We start from the raw sequence: 17,615 nt of genomic DNA on the forward strand, positions 1-17,615 counted from the left end.
TCTAGAGGATGTTCAAAAAGTCACCAAATGATAAATGGCGAATCTCTTCGTTACTCGGTTTCTCTGGTCCTCACGTATTAAGGGCATACGTTCTGGTCCTCAAAACTCTCGTGCCTTGACCTTCTAATTTCTAATTTGGCGACTTTTTGAAACGTCCCTCTACTGATTTATTTTTTCAACAACTAATTGATACCCATCGGTAATCTCACCTTCAGAGGTTAGCTTGTTGATGAAGGTTTGCGCGTCTTCCTGAGATGGAAAGGTTATAACTTCCTTCTTATTTGCTAGTTCGATTCGAATATCATTTTTGCCTATGCCTATTATTTTGTACATGCACCTACTCCTTATAAATATTGCTTGAGTGATCCCTTTTTAATATTAGAAAACTTGGCTTATCGCCAAGCCTTAATGGCGAAAGCCTTAGTTGCACTTATGCAGTAAGAAAGGATTTATACTTTCTTATCTGCCAAAAAAACGAAAAGGATCTATCCTTTTCGGCTTATGTCGTGGCTCTATTGTCCAGACATTTCCACCTATGTAGTTAAAACTCCTTTAAAACTAATATGAGAAAACCTTTATCTAAATCAAAATCCCAATCAACGAAAGCATCCTCTATTTCAGCATCTAAAATAGATTCCAAAAAATCAGTGTTAAGTATATCTTTTTCAAGACCACGTTTAGAAAGCTTCAGTTGTTCGCCAAATCCCGATTTAATTAATTCTTTTTCAATACGAACAAGTATATCTTCGCGTACAGATACCAAAGTTCTAGAATTAAGCATAAAAGATTCTATGTTTTTTGGTTCTTTTTGGGCTTTTTTAGTAAAACGTGCGATCTCCTCGTGAACTTTTTCTTTTGCAGGATAACTAAGATAGTCTGGATCTACATTTACTTCAATTGTATTCTCAATGGCTAAAATAAGACCTGTTTTATTGACTAATGACCAATCATAGTAGATGTTTTCAATATCTATACTTAAAATGGCTTTTAGTTGGTCTTTGATCTCAGGAATGAGTTCTTGCATTACTATATCACGCGTTTCTTGGACTTTTAAATCTTCTTTTTGATTAATAAGTACGTGCTCCAGTGGTGCTAGGAAGTCACGTAAATGAATAGTTATAAAAGGTTTAGCGACTGATACATAAATCGAGCCTGGTCCTTTTCCAAAGTTATCGCGAAATAACTTACCAACATAGCTTGCTATATCTGCTTCGATTGTTTTCTTTTGCAATGTTTTTCATCCTTTTAAACTGAACATGGAGGAGAGCACGTTTTGTTGCTTTCCCTATTGTAAATTATAGCACTCAGCTGGACTTTGAAAAAGCATTTTTTGATAAATAGGGTAGGAATACCCCATTTTATTATTATCTTTGATTTAATTTATTGAAAATTTTAAGGTAGAATGAAGATAGAAAGAGGTGATACGATGGCGGAACATCTTTTTGAACTTAAAGCAAGCTGGCCAGGCGGACGAAATAGTGAAGGATTTATAGAAACTGGGAATCTTAAAACAAAAGTTTCTATTCCACCGGAAATGGATGGTCCAGGAATCGGAACAAATCCAGATGAAATGCTTCTAGGTGCAGCTGCAACGTGCTATTTAATAACATTAGCTGCAATGATTGAACGGGCAGATCTTCCTTTAAAAGAAATGTCACTTGCATCAGATGGTAAGGTGGATGTTACAAATGGGGTAATTACCTATAAAAAAATTATCCATAAACCATTCGTACGTTTGACAAGTAAAGCATCGAATGAAGACTATAGTAAGCTAGAAAAGTTAATCAATAAAGCAGAAAAAAGCTGTATGATATCACGTGCCTTGCAAGGTAATGTGGAGATAGAGCTCGAACCAACAATAGAGTAAGATGTACCTGTAGGAAGGGGGAAGGACAGCATTTGATTATTAATCATACACAATTTAGTAAGCGGAATATGAGCAAGTTAATCAAGGGAGCTGTGGTTCCTAGGCCAATTGCCTGGGTTTCATCTATTGATAAGAATGGAACTCCAAATCTAGCGCCATTTAGCTTTTTTACCGTTGCTTCAATGGATCCGATCACCTTGTGTTTTTCTGTTGGCGGGGGACAAAATAAGAACGGACAAAAGGATACATTATCTAATATTAGAGAGACAGGCGAATTTGTCATTAATATTGTACAAGAGTCACAAGCGAACAAAATGTATGAAACTAGCAAGTACTTTCAGCTCGATGAGGATGAATTCGAAATAGCAGGGCTTGAAAAGGCAGAAAGTAAACTTGTGCGGGCCCCTAAAGTAGCTGACGCTCCCGTAAATATGGAGTGTCAATTAGATCAGATTGTTAAAGTGGGGAGTAGTGATCTTATCTTAGGCCGGCTTGTTTGCTATCATATCAGTGATGAAATGTACATGGAAAATGACAAAGTGAACCCTGAAAAATTAAAACCAGTTGGAAGAATGGCGGGTGACTACGCGTTTATCCATGAATTTTACGGACTGCCCAACAAGGATTTGGATAAATAAGCTGTTGAAGATATGTGTTTCTAAAAGGGAGAAAGCAGGAAACTGACTTTCTCCCTTTTTGTGTGTAATTTTTTGGTACAATTTTATTTTTTAAACATATAGTAAATGACAATAAAGGAAGGAGGCAAGGCCAATGAGTTTCACATATGTTTTGCTTAACGTCGTATTATTACTAGGAATTATCGTACTTTTAATTTATATGCAAAAGAAACATATCTCGTTTAGCAAGCGCGTTTTTACAGGTCTTGGGCTCGGAGTTGTATTAGGTGCTATTCTACAAGTTATTTATGGTACAGGATCGGATATTTTAAATGAAACAACGGAATGGTATAACGTAGTCGGCCGTGGATATATTCGCTTGTTAATGTTGATTGTAGTGCCACTCATTATGGTATCGATTATTCAGTCCATTATCAATCTTGAAAAGTCGTCGGAACTAGGAAAAATGGCTGCGTGGATTATTGGTATTCTTGTTTCTACAGCAATGATAGCGGCATTAGTTGGAATTGGAAGTGCGGCATTATTTAATTTAAACGCAGACCAAATTAATGCAGGTCAAGCAGAGAACGATCGTGGGGCAATGCTGGAATCAAGGCTAGGAGATGTGGAAAATTTATCAACCCCAGAGAAAATTCTATCTTTTATTCCTTCTAATATATTTCTAGATATGACTGGAGAACGACCTACTTCAACTATTGCAGTAGTTATTTTCTCCATCATTGTAGGGATTGCAGTGTTAGGTGTTCGTCGGAAAAACCCAGTACATGCAGAAATGTTCACTAAAATTATGAATGCTATTTACGCGGTAGTTATGCGATTCGTTACGATGATACTAAGACTAACACCATTTGGAATACTCGCATTGATTGCAACCACAGTAGCTAACACAGATATTGGTGGAATCGTTGAATTAGGTAAATTCGTGATCGCCTCTTACGCTGCCCTGTTCGTCATGTTCATTATTCATTTAGTCTTAGTCGGTGTTTTTGGTCTAAATCCAATGATGTACCTGAAAAAGGTTTTGCCTGTATTAAGCTTTGCATTCACATCCCGATCTAGTGCAGGAACAATTCCATTAACCATCCAAACACAAAAGAATTCGCTTGGTGTGGATCAAGGAATTGCAAATATGTCAGCATCATTTGGTGCAACAATTGGGCAAAATGGGTGTGCTGGTGTATATCCAGCAATGTTAGCGGTGATGATCGCGCCGACAGTTGGAATTGATCCGTTAACACCAGGATTTATTTTGCAACTGGTTTTAATTATTGGTATAAGTTCATTTGGTATAGCAGGTGTTGGTGGTGGTGCAACTTTTGCGGCATTAATCGTTCTTTCTTCGATGAATTTGCCTGTAGCGTTAGCGGGGCTTCTTATATCTATTGAAGCGTTAATTGATATGGGCCGTACAGCACTGAATGTGAACGATTCTATTTTATCTGGAACATTAACATCCCGAATATTAAAGAAGTTGAACATAGAAACATTTAATGACGAAACAGCGATAGAAAAAGATACTTCGTTATAAAGCTACAAAGTGGAACAGTGCAATAAAATACACAAGAAGTCGCTTCCTATATGGACGTGGCTTTTTTAATTTTTTATGTAGCTCTATTAAGCTTACTTATATCACCGGTCATGTCTAGCTCCAGCGCCCAGCAACTAGCAAACTTCACACTCCTCCACTACGATAAGTCAACATCGGTTGTTGAAAAAGGAAGGCCGACTAACTACGGGCTGTCGCTCAGGCGTCGGCATACCCCTGTTGCAGGGGCATGTTTCCTTTATCTCATTGCGGAGTGCTCCAGTTTGTACGTTGCTAAACGGGCGCTTGCGCTTTTCTAATGTGTGACAAGTATTACGCTTTTATATCTTTATTTCATTCTATTTACATTTGCCTAACAACCTTATGAATTCGACACTTTACACATGTATTTCTTTTAAAAAACGGGTATATTGATTTTACATGGTGATATTAACTTAAAAGGAATGAGTTTAATGGGAAGAAATGCATATTTTGATAATGCGAAATTAGTGCTTATTTTCTTAGTAGTATTTGGTCATATGATTCAGCCATTTACGAGTGGATCGCATTGGATTACCACATTATATATGTGGATATATACGTTTCACATGCCTGCCTTCATTTTTCTAGCAGGATTTTTTGCAAAAGGATTAGGGAATAAAAAATATATTATGAATTTAGCTAAAAAACTGTTGTTACCCTATCTAATTTTCCAAGCGTTGTATTCAGGATACTATTTCTTTTTGGGCCAAAGTGACTGGCAAACAGGTATCTTTTATCCGCATTGGGCATTATGGTTTTTATTCAGTTTATTTAGCTGGCACTTGTTGCTTTATTTTTTCAAAAGGATGCCAGCCATGCTAAGTATGGCAGTAGCGATAGGTGTTGGATTACTTGTCGGATACTTTGGCGAGATCGGTCACACATTTAGTTTATCACGGACTTTTGTGTTTTTCCCGTTTTTCTTAATTGGGTATTGGTTAACAAAGGACCATGTGATGTTCTTGAAAAGAAGAAGTATACGTTTCGCTTCAGTTATTGTAATGACATTTGTTGCTGCTGCTATATATATCGCACCAGAATTTAATTCTGGTTGGTTATTAGCTTCAGAGTCATATATTGATTTAGGATTACCGGAATTAGGTATAATAGCTCGATTACTCGTATACGTTACGGCGGCAGCGATGGCGATGAGCGTTTTAGCTTGGGTTCCATCAAAAGAAAGTAAGCTCACACGACTTGGAACTCAAACACTTTACGTCTATTTACTTCATGGATTTTTTGTACAGTTTTTCCGTGAAACGAATTTATTTGAAGTGAATGGTGTGGTAGATATAATCGGGTTAGCAGTTATAGCTGCAACTATCGTACTTTTATTATCAAGTAAACCAGTTCAGTTGGTTTCACAACCAATCATTGAGGGAAAAGTATCTGTAATGAGAAGTCTATTTGGTCATTCCAACAAAAAGAATCAGCACAACCAGAACCTTCATACGTAAAAGTGAAAGCGGAAGCGCCCGTTTATTGCCGTATGACCTGAACGAAACCGTATGAGATAAAGGAAACACGAAGAGCGTATGCGATTCGATGTTGACTTATCGCAAGAAGGTGTCGGAAGGGCATTAGGCAATGGGCGCTGGAGCTGGATAAATAGAAAGCAGGAAGGTGATTAAGATGAAAATTTGTGTATTTGGTGCTAGTGGGTATGTAGGAGCTTCTATATACGAAAAATTAAAGCATGTACCAGAAGCAACTGTTGTTGGAACATATTTAAGTGAACCAGCTTTAATTGATGAGCTGTATAAGTTGGATGTGAATGAACCAGAATCTTTCTCAAACTTTTTTAAAAATGAAAAGCCAGATGTGGTGGTATGGGCAGTAATGAGCGGCCCAAATGAGCACAAACTTACAGACCAAGGCCTAATGCATTTGATGACACATCTTACACCACAGACGAAATTGGTTTATATTTCATCAGACTTTGTGTTTTCTCATGGTGATGGACCGTATAGTGAAGAGGATCCATTGTCAAATTTACCTGATGATCATAGCTTTAGTAACTATACAAATGCAAAGGTCAAGGCAGAACGGTTAATTGATAAAGAGTTTTCCAATTATGTGGTATTGCGAGCAGGACCAATATACGGGGAAAATGAGGTAGGAAAATTGGATGATCGTACAGATCGATTATCTTATCATCTAAGCTCCAATCAGCCTATAGACTTTCGAGATGACTTAATTCGAACGTTTGTGCATATAGAAGATTTAACAAACGTTATTGAAGAAATGGTTTTTAATGATGTGACTGGTATCTATCACGTTGGCCCAGATAAGCAGCAAAGCTTTTATGAGTTCATGAAAGCATCTGCACAACTGATGGGATATGATGAAACACTTGTAATCAAGGGTTCTGAACAAGAAGAGGTAGATACAGAAATCCCTAAGAACACATCATTAACTACAAATAAAATAAAAGAAGTGTCTGATCAAAAATTCAGATAGTAAAAAACCCGCTACGATGTTCAAATCGTAGCGGGTTTTTATATTAAAATTTGCTTTTAAAATATCAAATGTGCGATTAACGTAATGATGGGCAAACAAATAAGTGTACGAAGTAAAAAGATGATGAATAACTGAACAAAGGATATAGGAATTTTTGTTCCGAGGATCAGGCCACCAACTTCTGACATATAAATTAACTGTGTAACAGACAAGGCTGCAATAATAAATCGAGTAATTTCTGCATCAATGGACGCTGCTAAAATGGACGGTAAGAACATATCAGCGAAACCAATCAAAATTGTTTCGGATGCTGCTTGAGCGAATGGAATATTCATCAATTCAAGCAATGGTACGAATGGTAAACCCAGCCATTGGAAGGTAGGTGTGTACTCTGCAATCATTACTGCTATTAAACCAAACGCCATAACAATTGGTGCGACACCCATCCACATGTCTAAGATATTTTGTCCACCTTCTTTGAAAAACTTCAAAACACTTGATTGTGTTTTCGCTTGATTAAGTGCCTTTTTGTAACCAAACGTCAACATGTTGTGACCGTCAGGGGCGGACTCGTCCATATCATCTTCTGCTTCATTGATATATGTGTTTGCCTTTTTAGATAATGGTGGTATGCGTGGCATGATAAAGGCTGCAATTAGCCCAGCTGCAATTACCGTCAAATAAAATGGAACAAACATTTCCCCGAGGCCCACTTGATCAATTACTACTAATGTGAAGGTAATGGAGACAACAGAAAATGTTGTAGAGATAACTGCTGCATCACGCTTCGTATAATAGCCCTCCTCATACTGTTTACTTGTCAATAAAACACCAATTGTTCCATCACCAACCCATGAAGCGAGTGCGTCAACAGAAGAACGGCCTGGTAACCGGAAGAGTGGACGCATTACTTTGGTCATTAATGTGCCAAATAGATCTAGCAAGCCATAGTTCATTAATAAAGGTAAAAATAAACCCGCAAATAAAAACACTGCAAATAAAACATGTAAAAGGCCAAAAAGCATTGCACCAGTCGATTCACCATAGATTACGACTGAACCTATTTTAAAGTAAACCATTATTGCAAAAACTGCAGCAACAACTCGCGTAACCGCCCAAAAAGGAGTAACATTAAATAATTGCTTAAAAAATGGCGTGCGATTTAGTTTGTCGCTACCGATTATTTTTACTAGTACTGTACCTATAGCGGTAATAATAATAATCACCATCATAATAAGTGATAAGTATCCAGCAAGTTGTTCTTGAATCCAATTTGCCATAATGGCAATCGGAATCGTCATACCGCCATCAGTTGGGATCGGTGTCATAAATAAAAAAATACCAAGTAACGATGGGATAATAAATTTAAGATGATCTTTTAGTGTATAGTGTTGATTATTCATTCTGTTCCCCCAAACGGAATTCTATTTCCTTCATTATACGAGAAATTATAAAAATAGCAAAACCTCATTTCGCATAAATAAATCAGAGAGAATACGAGGATGTGGAATAAGGTAGTGCTATACCACCGATACACAAGGATCTCAGTTGGAATGTTTCAATTAAATTTAAAAAAACTGGCAACCAATATTTATTGGTTGCCAGGCTATATAGGATAGGCGTAGCACTCTAAACTACTATTTCTTTTTGCCTTTATGTTTTCCTTTGTTATCTTTTAATTCGATAGAGTATTCGAATGGAACAGGATCAACCTGATCAGATGGTGCTGCATACCAAGTTGTCATATAGTTTGTCCCCTTTTTGAACAACTGGCGTAGTTGCAGTGCATCCTCATCTGTAACATTGAACGGATCAACGTGCATTACCTTGTATTTGCCATGCCTATCTTCATTCACAAAAGTAACCGAATAGTTTACATAGTCTTCAAGAAGCTCTGACTTAGACATAAAGCTGTCTGTGCTTGTTCCATCAAAAGATAAACCAGCTTCAGGAACTTCAATATTATCAACGAACCAGCCTGAATCTTGATAGCCCCAGTCCGTTAGATAACGGAATGAAATGTAAATTTCTTGCCCTGCATATTCTGACAGGTCAAAGCTTTCTTCTGTCCAAACTTCCGAATGACCTGTGAATCCTGGTACATTTTCTTTTATCTTAGGATAGCCTTCTTCCACTACATCTGAACGCGTATTTTCGTTTGCTAGACTAGTCCAGGTCTTACCGTCCGTAGAAACTTGAATCACTCCATAATCCCATGACTCCTCAATATCTACAAAGTGATCAAATGTTAAAGTTGCATCATCTGTACCAGTTAAATCAGCTTTGAAAATCAAATTATTATCAGCTTCTGCACCAGTACCACCCCAGAAAACTTGATTTGATTCATCAAATGGATCAGCAACAGTTTCCCATTGTAAAGGTAAGAAATCTATCCCATCAAAGGTAATAGTATCAATTTTACCATCAAAGTCTAATACCTTATAGTCAGCACCCCAAGCTGGAACACCATCCTTTTCATATAGTTTTGCTTGTTCAAAATTAACTGTAGTACCGCGAACTTCTCCATCGCCAACAGGAAGTTCACGTAAATCAATTAAGTCAAAACCATAAATTCCTTTTTTACCTTTAATATTGTCAGCGTCATCGATTAAAACGGCGGTAACAAACTTTTCAAAAACACTTTGGAAGGTTTCGTTAATACCGTTGTCTTTGTATGCCTGGTTATAACTTTCTATTGAATTTAATGGACTTTTTGCAACTTCAAGGATGAAGTCTTGCCCGAATTGTTCATAGTTATAAAGTGTAAATAGATAAACGAGTCCGTAGTCAGCTATCGTTTCCGGGCCAGTTTCAGCTCCCACATGCTCATCCCAATTGGTAAGTGAGTTTTCTGGATGATCTAATAAGAAGTTGATTGAACCAGCATCATGACCATAACCACCTAAGTATTCAGAGAACGTTGAGAATCCTTCATTTAGCCATGAAGTCTCATCACCGTCATTATCTGCGTGAATTAAATGCTGCATTTCGTGAATAGTTGTACTATAAAATGTACCTTCTAACCGTTCTTCCCAATTGTTTGAGTCAATTGAGATAATGTTTCTGTCTGTGTACATTTCAAGTGTTTGCCAGAAGAATCCTGCAACAAAAAAAGGATAAGTTGGATCATTATAATTGTCGTCAGGAATGTTACTTACTAACATCTGTACCTTGTCGTTGCCAGTTTCATAATATCCTTCAGGAACAGCACCAATCTCTTCTAAAAGAGCATTGCTCCCCGTGAGCGAATCTGGGGTACCAAAGAATCCAGTTACAGTTGGATAAATATTGGAGTCAAATTCAGCAGCAAGCTTGTCCACTTGCTCTTGGGTAACAACTTGGTCTGGGCGTGGATCTCCTTCAGGGAATCCTAAGTCGTCGGCAACCCAAATTTCCACGTTTTCTCCAACACTACGTAGTGTATATGACTGGAATGCTAGGTTTCGATCCAGAAATTGCTTCGTACCACCATCAAAGGTAAAGTGTGTATCTGCCGCTGTGCTTGCTTTACCATCTAAATTTTCTCCGTTTAATGCTTTAGCAGCTTCTTTTATTTTTTCTTTTGCTTTTTTTTTAAATTCCACATCCTTCGATAACCTATTCAGTTCAGAAGTGATATCCTGAATATCACCGTATCGCTCTTTGTCCCAATTTTCTATGGTGTCTCCTGTGCCGGTTTCTGCGAAAGATGCAGTAGGTAAAACTAACGATAATGCTAAACCTAACGTAGATGTTAACACTACTAGTTTCTTCATATAGAACCTCCCCAATTTTTTAAAACATATATAATATGTGCCATACTTTAATTATAAACAAATGATAGATAATTTTCAAAATAATTAGAACGGTTAATTCAGCTTATTTTTATGACAAAGTTTTTACTTTAATAGGTATAAAGGCTAGTTTTTCGACAACGGTTCACAATTATGGTTTCATTGGAATGTTCGTAGTTTTAAAACATACCTATTAAGGGTAAAGTATGGCGAGGTGTTAATGTGGATATAAGGTTTAATGTTATATATCGGTGTACGGTTATAGTTTGGATGACATTTAAATTTATAGTTCAGGTTTCTTTATTCCATATGAGACATCATATTTGGGATGAACAAACGAGGAGAAAGTGGAATGCACTAGTAAAGAAGCTAGCAAGAGAGTATCGTAATACTGCCGTTAAACTTGGCGGAGTACTAATCAAGGTTGGACAGTTTTTAAGTACTAGGGCAGACTTCATGCCAGATGCCTTTATACAGGAATTGGCGGGACTCGTGGACCGTGTGCCTCCATCTTCTTTTTCCTATGCAAAGTCATTAATGGAAAAAGAATGGGGTGGGGATATCAACGACCATTTACTAGAATTAAATGAGGAGCCTGTGGCATCTGCTTCGATTGGACAAGTTTATAAAGCAACGTTAAAGAATGGGAAAGAGGTTGCAGTCAAAGTTCAGCGATACCGGGTACGTGATATTTTTCATATGGACTTTAAAGCATTGAAACTCGTATTCTGGATGATTAAACTATTTACTAGCTTTGGTAAAAAGGCAGATTTAAACTCATTATATCGTGAATTAATAGTTGTCATGGATCGCGAATTAGACTTTGAGCAGGAATTAGCATATGGTAACTACTTTAAAGAGCGGTTTAAAACAAATGAAGCAATTTACATACCGGGATATATCGAAAGCCTTTGCACGAAAGAAGTATTGGTTATGGAATGGATGGATGGTGCCAAAATCACGGATCTTTCGTACATGAACAAACACAATATCGATATACAGCAAACCGCAAAAACACTATTTAATTTTTATTTGGATCAATTTTTAAACGATGGTAACTTTCATGCTGATCCACATGCAGGCAATATTTTAATTCAATCGGATGGAACAATTGTAATTATTGATTTTGGCATGATTGGAGAGGTGAAAAAGCAGGATACGCATTATTTTAAACAGTTTATTCAAGGGCTTATTATGGATGATTATGATAAGGTTGTACAAACCCTAGATGACATGAACTTTGTCTTACCGAATGCTGATCGTACAAAGCTGAAGAAAATGATTAAACAAACAATCGAAATGTACCAAAATGGATCATTTATCCACATGAACACACATACAATGGAAACGATAAAGGAAGATATTCGGTTGTTTGTAAAAGACCAACCAATTCAATTATCAGCAGATTATGCCTATTTGGGAAGAGCGATTTCAATTGTTTTTGGTTTATTAGTTAGTCTTTATCCAGATGTGGATATCGAAAAATGGGCAAAGCCTAAAGTTAAACAGTGGATTGGCGGTAAGAGTTTCACCGATTCCATCTATGTACAAGTTGCAAAGGATTCAGCAAAACCCATTCTATCTTTTCCAAAAGCTATGTTAAAATGGTTGGAAAATGGGGAAAAGGATAGAGAATGGGAGAAAGAAAAGCAACAAAACAAGCTTATGCACCATTTTTATATACTTGTTGAGTTATTTAGTTTTAGCTTGATGGTAGGAGGAATATATTCTGGTCTTTATGTGGACAAGGTTATTGGTTATCTACTAACTGGTGTCTTTTCCATTACGCTAGTTATTCTTTTGATAAAGCATTTCAGAATGATAAGATCGAGAAAATAGGAGGTTATGAATGATGAGTGATTTTTTGAAAAAAGGATTTTTATTAGGCTTGGGTGCAGCGGTTAGCAGTAAGGAAAGGTTGGACAAAAAGCTTAAGGAATTGGTTGAGAAAAACGAATTGACACGTGAGCAAGCTAGAACCGTTATGCAGAACTTCCTCGATAAAGGGGAATCAACAAAAGACGAGTGGAGTACGAAACAGTATGAACAGACTAAAGAGATGGCGAAGGACTTAGGACTAGCTACGAAGGACGACGTTAATGAACTACAGGCAAGAATAGCAGAGCTTGAATCAAAATTACAGGTTCAAGAGTAAAAAGAAGGACTACATTTTACATTAAAGTGTAGTCCTTCTTTTTATATAAGAGTTTAAAAGGTCAGTTTTTCGGAAATATGTCTACTACTATCAATTACAGTTAATGAAGCAAAACTTCTAAAGTAAAGGCTGATGGTTTCTATGAAAAAACTATTTACAATTCCAATACTTTTACTATTAGCAGGCTGTGACATAGCCGTCTTAGATGCGAAAAGTGAGACAGGACAGGATCAAGCTTTTTTGATTTGGTTCAGCTTTGGTTTAATGATGATTGTGTTACTTATTGTTTTTATTTTATTCGCTAGGTTTGTGTGGAAATACAGGGAAACTAATCAAAATAAAGACACACTCCCAAAAGATGTGAAGGGGAATAAAAAGCTTGAAATTACATGGACAACTTTAGCTGTTTTATTATTGGCAGTTCTTGCAGTCCCAACTGTATCAATTACATATAATCAGTCACCTATTCTTTCGTCTTCCGAGGAATCTGAACAAGCTGTACACGTTACTGTGACTGGCCAACAGTACTTTTGGACGTTCGATTATGAAAATGGGAAACAAACGACAAATAAGCTAGTAATTCCAGCTAATAAAACGATTGTTTTTCACTTGAAATCGAGTGATGTTATTCATTCATTTTGGATTCCCCGTCTAGCAGGGAAAACAGATGTACTGCCTGGTAAAGAGCTCTTATATAAAATAGCGAACCCTGAAATAGGAACGTATGAAGGTCATTGTGCTGAGTTCTGCGGAGTCCAGCATGCCAAGATGCAGTTCACAACTCAAGTTGTGTCAAACGAAGACTATGAAAAATGGTTAGAAGTGCGTGCTCAAAAAGGAGGATAAAAATTCGGATGCGTCATTTTTACCGGACTTTTTGATCAACCTCTAGAAGAAAAATAACCACGTATTCTAGATATTCTCAGAATTAATTTAAAAAGCAAGAGGGTGTAAACAATGACAATACCATTTTTCGGAGGTACCCTATTTGTTCCTTCAGACGTTGTGGCAGCATGGGGTCTTACAATTATATTAGGAATCTTGATGGCGATATACGTTTGGCGAAAACAAAAGTTACCATTGATATGGAGCTATATGCGTACAACCAATCACCGTAAAATTGGAACGTTGTACGTGTTATTTGGTGTTTTATTCTTTTTGCGTGCAGGAATCGATGCGTTATTAATTCGGTTGCAATTAGCAAAACCACACAGTGAATTTTGGGTTTTTCAACAAGACAAGTATAATGAGCTATTTACTACACATGGGACGATGATGATTTTCTTTGTCGCTATGCCATTGTTAATCGGTTTAATGAACATCGCAGTTCCACTCCAAATCGGTGCGCGTGATTTGGCATTTCCATTTTTAAATTCAGTTAGTTTTTGGCTTTTCTTAGCTGGTGCAATTTTATTCAATATGTCATTCTTTTTTAATAGTGCCCCAAATGCTGGTTGGACTGGCTATGCCCCGTTATCGACCGATACATTTACTCCTGATGTAGGGAATGATTACTATGTCTTTAGTTTACAAATTTCTGGACTTGGGACCATTTTTACCGCGATAAATATGATAGTCACGATTATTCGCCATCGTGCACCAGGTATGAAGCTCACCAGAATGCCACTTTTTCCATGGTCTGCACTAATTACATCATTTTTAATCTTGGTTGCGTTTCCTGTTTTATCAATCGGACTATACTTACTTATGTTTGATCGTATGTTTGGTACGGGTTTCTTTTCTGGCGAGGTTGGAAGTCCAGTATTTTGGCAACATCTATTTTGGATATTCGGACATCCAGAGGTATATATCTTGGCGCTGCCAGCATTTGGTATTTTTTCTGACATTATTTCGACTTTTTCAAAAAAGCGTATATTTGGATATCCAGCAATGGTTCTATCGCTTGCATTAATTGGCTTTCTAGGGTTCATGGTTTGGGCACATCATATGTTTACCGTAGGACTTGGTCCGATGGCAAATACATTTTTTGCAATCACAACCATGCTGATTGCAGTTCCAACAGGTATCAAAGTCTTTAACTGGTTGTTTACGATGCGTGGAGGGGTTATTCGAATAACAGCTCCTATGCTGTTTTCATTAGGATTCATTCCTACATTTGTTATGGGCGGTGTGACAGGCGTAATGTTGTCTGTTGCTGCAGCTAACTTCCAGTACCATGATACCCATTTTGTTGTGGCACATTTCCATTACACGATTATTGGCTCAACAATTCTAGGGATCTTTGCTGGACTCTATTATTGGTATCCTAAAATTACAGGCAAGGTGCTTGATGAAACGCTTGGTAAATGGCATTTCTGGTTATTCCTTATTGGATTTCACATGACTTTTTTACCAATGCATATAACAGGGCTTCAAGGAATGCCACGTCGGGTTTATACGTATAGTTACGGTGATTCATTGTTCACCTTAAATTTAATCAGTACAATTGGTGCATTTATTATGGGTAGTAGTATGTTGTTCGTTGCTTGGAATGTCTATAAAACGCATAAATATGGAAAAAAGGTTGGTAATGATCCTTGGAACGGTCGTACACTAGAGTGGACTGTCGAATCACCATCACAGGAAAATACCTTTCATCCAATGCCAGTTGTAAAGGAAATGGATCCCTATTGGTATGCGAAAGTGGAAGGGCGGACACTTGCGTCAACAACAAATGTCAGACCTGCTCCAATAGCGGTGGAGACAATCAAACCATTGTTGATTGCGGTATCCATGTCAATCATGAGCCTTGGTATGATCTATTCCTGGTATTGGATGGCGATTCTTGGAGGCATAAGTACATTTGCGTTATTCATCATTCGATCTGAAACAGATGAACGTAAAAAGGATTACTGGGAGGAGGCGAAATCCGATGAATAATTATCAAGAGGCATTATTTAAAGATAAACGTCTTGGATTCTTCATCTATTTGTTTGTGGAAAGTGTAATGTTTGGAACACTTTTTGCAACGTATTTGATATTTACACCACCTCCAACTTACCCAATGCCACATGAATTATTTGAAGTTAAAACGGTTGTGTTATCATCTGTCTTTTTGCTTTCTAGTAGTGGAACGTTGTTAATTGCGGAAATGGGATTAGATGAGCGTCAAGGATTGAAGATTGTGCCTGGTCTTGTAATTACATTGCTGTTCGGTCTCACATTTTTAGGTTTGGAAATTCATGAATTCTATAAATATGTGATGGAGGGTAACGGATTAACGGCAAACGTATTTATGTCTTCGTTCTATGTGCTCGTTGGCTTGCACGCTGCCCATGTTACTTTTGGTGCTTGTTGGATGATTCTCTTGCTAACACAATATAAGCGGATGAATATGCCGTATACTTTATATATAGAAAAGCAGAAAATCTTCCAGTATTATTGGCACTTTGTTGATGTTATTTGGATATTTATTATTATCATTGTCTACCTGCCATATCTAGTGTAAACAGGCGCAAGGATTAGACAAAAAAGAGGAGAGAGTTAGATGACTACAGGTTTATTGATTACCTTAATCGTAATTATAGCGTTTTTGGTTCTTGTACCACTATTTATTTTTTTGCGTGTCTATGCCCATGATTCAAAACAACAGGAACACTCTATACTTCGAAATTATCCAGTATTAGGTAAGGTTAGGTATATTACAGAAAAAATCGGTCCCGAGTTGCGTCAATATCTATTCAATAATGACAACGAAGGTAAGCCATTTAACCGGAGAGAATTTGAATTTGTGTATAAATCGGCCAAATATAATAATAGAATGATAGGTTATGGTTCGGAACGTGATTTTAATGAAGAAGGCTTTTATATTGTAAATAACATGTTTCCTAGTCAGCGAGAGGAAATGAAAATTGATCAAGAACCTAAAGTTAAGACGCGTCTATACAAAGTTGATAATGAAAAATTATTTAGTCGTAAAGAACACCATGATGAAGACATATTAGATCCTTTTTATTTAACGGATGATGATGCAATTGTTCTTGGTAAAAATACTGTTCGAAATCCATTTAGAGTTAAAGGACTGATTGGGCAGTCTGCAATGAGCTTTGGTTCACTCGGCGATCATGCAATAACAGCTCTTTCAAAAGGACTTGGAATGGCTGGTGGAACATGGATGAATACTGGCGAGGGAAGCATATCTTCTTATCATCAAAAAGGTGATGTCGATATCATCATGCAAATTAGTGCAGGGTTATTTGGTGTTCGTACAAAAGATGGCGAGTTTTCATGGGAACTTTTTAAAAAGAAAAGCGATATAGATCAGGTAAAAGCATTCGAGCTTAAACTTGCTCAAGGTGCAAAACAACGAGGTGGACACGTTGAAGGGAGAAAGGTGACAGAAGAAATTGCGGAAATTCGTAATGTGGAAGCTTGGAAGACGATTAACAGTCCAAACCGGTTTCATGAATTTAACGACGCAAAAGGATTACTAGAGTTTCTCGATAAAATGCGTGACATCGGTGGAAAACCTGTTGGGACAAAAATAGTTGTTGGGGATGAAGCGCAAGTAGAAAGCTATGTAAAAGCAATGAAGGAACTCGATATTGTTCCAGATTTCATAACAGTTGATGGAGGTAATGGGGGTTCTGGTGCTACCTATTATGAATTGGCACAATCTGTTGGGTTACCGACATATGCTGCATTACCACTACTCGATGACCTACTTAATAAATACGGCCTGCGTAATCGCACTAAAATTATAGCTTCAGGTCAATTGGTTACGCCAGACAAAATAGCAATGGCACTATCTTTGGGTGCAGATATGATTAACATTGCCAGAGGATTTATGTTAACGGTTGGCTGTATCATGGCTCAGGTTTGTCACACGAATAATTGTCCAGTAGGCGTTACCACGACAGACCCTGATTTGCAAAAAGCATTAAGCGTCGAAGAGAAAAAATATCGTGTATGTAATTACTTGTTAGCTTTACGCGAAGGAGTCTTTGAAATGGCTGCAGTTGCAGGTATTGATAGTCCTACCAAATTCTCGCGTGAACATATTGTTTATAAAGATCGACTTAACAAAGCGTACAAAGTAATGAATTATTCCCATTCAAGCTAATAAATTATGTCGATTTATATTGTTTTCTGTATATTTGGCAAATTATTAATTATTATATTGATTCCTTTTAAATTTCCATGTACAATTAAAATA

The 17,615-nt window shown here is 37.2% G+C and carries 15 protein-coding genes; 11 read left to right on the forward strand and 4 right to left on the reverse strand.

Translation table 11 applies throughout. The annotated features are described in order from the left end of the window. Positions 1-159: 159 nt before the first annotated feature. On the reverse strand, positions 160-333 hold the full coding sequence (locus tag CFK40_RS20875) for a hypothetical protein (RefSeq protein ID WP_161493809.1): 174 nt from the start codon (positions 331-333) through the stop codon (positions 160-162). 208 nt (positions 334-541) lie between these two features. Beyond that, positions 542-1,231 carry a Na-translocating system protein MpsC family protein gene (locus CFK40_RS02785; protein ID WP_089530569.1) on the reverse strand — a complete coding sequence of 230 codons (690 nt, stop codon included), beginning with the start codon at positions 1,229-1,231 and terminating at the stop codon, positions 542-544. A 195-nt stretch (positions 1,232-1,426) separates the two neighbouring features. Between CFK40_RS02785 and CFK40_RS02790 the strand changes: the two genes are divergently transcribed. The 5 genes from CFK40_RS02790 (at position 1,427) to CFK40_RS02810 (ending at position 6,532) form a co-directional block, all read left to right on the forward strand. Further along, the gene (locus CFK40_RS02790) at positions 1,427-1,867 is read left to right on the forward strand and encodes an OsmC family protein (protein WP_089530570.1); all 441 of its coding nucleotides are present in this window, start codon (positions 1,427-1,429) and stop codon (positions 1,865-1,867) included. 32 nt (positions 1,868-1,899) lie between these two features. Further along, positions 1,900-2,505: a flavin reductase family protein gene (locus CFK40_RS02795; RefSeq protein ID WP_089530571.1), complete on the forward strand. Its 606-nt coding sequence runs from the start codon at positions 1,900-1,902 to the stop codon at positions 2,503-2,505. Between the two features lie 133 nt (positions 2,506-2,638). Next, entirely contained in the window at positions 2,639-4,033 is a 1,395-nt protein-coding gene (locus tag CFK40_RS02800; RefSeq protein WP_089530572.1) for an L-cystine transporter, read from the forward strand. A gap of 470 nt (positions 4,034-4,503) precedes the next feature. Then, positions 4,504-5,529: an acyltransferase family protein gene (locus tag CFK40_RS02805; protein WP_089530573.1), complete on the forward strand. Its 1,026-nt coding sequence runs from the start codon at positions 4,504-4,506 to the stop codon at positions 5,527-5,529. A gap of 175 nt (positions 5,530-5,704) precedes the next feature. Continuing rightward, positions 5,705-6,532: a sugar nucleotide-binding protein gene (locus CFK40_RS02810; protein WP_089530574.1), complete on the forward strand. Its 828-nt coding sequence runs from the start codon at positions 5,705-5,707 to the stop codon at positions 6,530-6,532. A gap of 56 nt (positions 6,533-6,588) precedes the next feature. Here the strand turns inward: CFK40_RS02810 and CFK40_RS02815 are convergent, their stop codons facing one another. Beyond that, on the reverse strand, positions 6,589-7,935 hold the full coding sequence (locus CFK40_RS02815) for a YjiH family protein (RefSeq protein WP_089530575.1): 1,347 nt from the start codon (positions 7,933-7,935) through the stop codon (positions 6,589-6,591). A 234-nt stretch (positions 7,936-8,169) separates the two neighbouring features. Next, positions 8,170-10,287: a choice-of-anchor J domain-containing protein gene (locus CFK40_RS02820; protein WP_089530576.1), complete on the reverse strand. Its 2,118-nt coding sequence runs from the start codon at positions 10,285-10,287 to the stop codon at positions 8,170-8,172. 327 nt (positions 10,288-10,614) lie between these two features. Between CFK40_RS02820 and CFK40_RS02825 the strand changes: the two genes are divergently transcribed. From CFK40_RS02825 to CFK40_RS02850, 6 genes are all read left to right on the forward strand, one after another. Further along, on the forward strand, positions 10,615-12,144 hold the full coding sequence (locus tag CFK40_RS02825) for an ABC1 kinase family protein (RefSeq protein WP_227001850.1): 1,530 nt from the start codon (positions 10,615-10,617) through the stop codon (positions 12,142-12,144). A 10-nt stretch (positions 12,145-12,154) separates the two neighbouring features. Further along, entirely contained in the window at positions 12,155-12,460 is a 306-nt protein-coding gene (locus tag CFK40_RS02830) for a phasin family protein (protein ID WP_227001851.1), read from the forward strand. A gap of 141 nt (positions 12,461-12,601) precedes the next feature. Beyond that, entirely contained in the window at positions 12,602-13,306 is a 705-nt protein-coding gene (coxB, locus tag CFK40_RS02835) for a cytochrome c oxidase subunit II (protein ID WP_161493810.1), read from the forward strand. A gap of 111 nt (positions 13,307-13,417) precedes the next feature. Next, on the forward strand, positions 13,418-15,340 hold the full coding sequence (gene ctaD, locus CFK40_RS02840; protein WP_089530579.1) for a cytochrome c oxidase subunit I: 1,923 nt from the start codon (positions 13,418-13,420) through the stop codon (positions 15,338-15,340). Next, positions 15,333-15,908 (forward strand): cytochrome c oxidase subunit 3, encoded by a 576-nt coding sequence (locus CFK40_RS02845; RefSeq protein ID WP_089530580.1) that lies wholly within the window; start codon positions 15,333-15,335, stop codon positions 15,906-15,908. The genes ctaD and CFK40_RS02845 overlap by 8 nt, the downstream gene beginning before the upstream one ends. A 39-nt stretch (positions 15,909-15,947) precedes the next feature. Continuing rightward, a complete protein-coding gene (locus CFK40_RS02850) occupies positions 15,948-17,522 on the forward strand; it encodes an FMN-binding glutamate synthase family protein (protein WP_089530581.1) in 1,575 nt (524 codons plus the stop codon). Positions 17,523-17,615: the final 93 nt, after the last annotated feature.

Origin of the sequence: Virgibacillus necropolis (assembly GCF_002224365.1) — a bacterium.
GTDB classification, from domain to species: domain Bacteria; phylum Bacillota; class Bacilli; order Bacillales; family Amphibacillaceae; genus Virgibacillus_F; species Virgibacillus_F necropolis.